Below are 1,047 nucleotides of genomic sequence, written 5' to 3' on the forward strand. Positions count from 1 at the left end.
AGCTTGGGGATGTCTGACAAGGCGGGAGTGGCGTCTAGCCGAATTGCTGAATTGTCTGACAGAGTTGCCCAAGGTGAATTTGAGCTGGTCGCGGTTGGCCGTGCGCTACTTCAAGACCCTGAGTGGGTATTGAAAGTGAAAGAACAGCGTTTGGATGAATTGCAGGACTTTTCAAAAGCAGCATTGATGAAATTGATCTAAGTAGGCTTATAGAAAACGGCTGCTTGAGTAACAGAATATTTGAGCAGTCTCCGCTATTTTCGAATTAGTATAAGAAAATTAGGTTTACAATGTCTCTACTTTTGAAAGCTTAGCCGACTTTTTGGCTAGACTTGAGCTTGGTTTTATTGAGTTTCTTGGCTTTCGAGGGGACTGGAGTGATATTTACATCAACGTAGTTTCGTTGTAGCCACCATGGCAGCTCACTAAACTCCATATTACGGCGATCAGCTTTACGGCGGTTATTTTTATATTTTCGAGCTTGAGCAGTATCCTGCCTACGATCCTGGCCTCGCTTATCATTGAAAACATGGCTTTTTTCGGTTTTCATTGTATTCATGAAAGGCCTGAAGAGAACTCGTTGGAAAATGCTTACAATGTATGTTACCACTTTCCCACTGTGATTTGCGACGCCCTAGATCGATAAAAATGAAAGGAAGCTCAACTTATTGATCTTCCTCAAGTCCTTTCATCGTTTCTCTGTTTATTTAATCGACAAATAGATCGTTCATCAGTTTTTTATCTGGATCATCTGAGTAGCGATAGTGATCGAAATCATCCACGCCTCTCTTGCGAAGGATGTCTTCATCAATGATTACTTCACCACTGAGCTCACAATCTTGGGTGGTGAGTATTTCGTAGGCAGCATCGGCCATAATGGCGGGCTTACGACCTTTTTCAAGAGCCGACTTTCCGCCACCTTCAAATTCGATGGCAGCTGTAGAGATTAATGTTTGTGGCCATAGGGAGTTCACTGCAATTCCGTAGCGCTTGTATTCGGCTGCCATCCCAATAGTCAACATCGACATGCCATACTTGGTGACGGTA

1 protein-coding gene and 2 pseudogenes are annotated in these 1,047 nt (G+C 43.5%); 1 reads left to right on the top strand and 2 read right to left on the bottom strand.

The window, feature by feature from the left end; all coding sequences use genetic code 11:
* Positions 1–201, top strand: a pseudogene (locus A3756_RS18870) (12-oxophytodienoate reductase); the annotation flags it as partial.
* A 109-nt stretch (positions 202–310) separates the two neighbouring features.
* On the opposite strand, the gene A3756_RS18875 reads toward A3756_RS18870, so the two are convergent.
* Positions 311–550: a hypothetical protein gene (locus tag A3756_RS18875; RefSeq protein ID WP_156491574.1), complete on the bottom strand. Its 240-nt coding sequence runs from the start codon at positions 548–550 to the stop codon at positions 311–313.
* 157 nt (positions 551–707) lie between these two features.
* A pseudogene (locus A3756_RS27965) lies at positions 708–1,047 on the bottom strand (short chain dehydrogenase); the annotation flags it as partial.

The sequence above is a fragment of the Oleiphilus sp. HI0086 genome, from assembly GCF_001635225.1.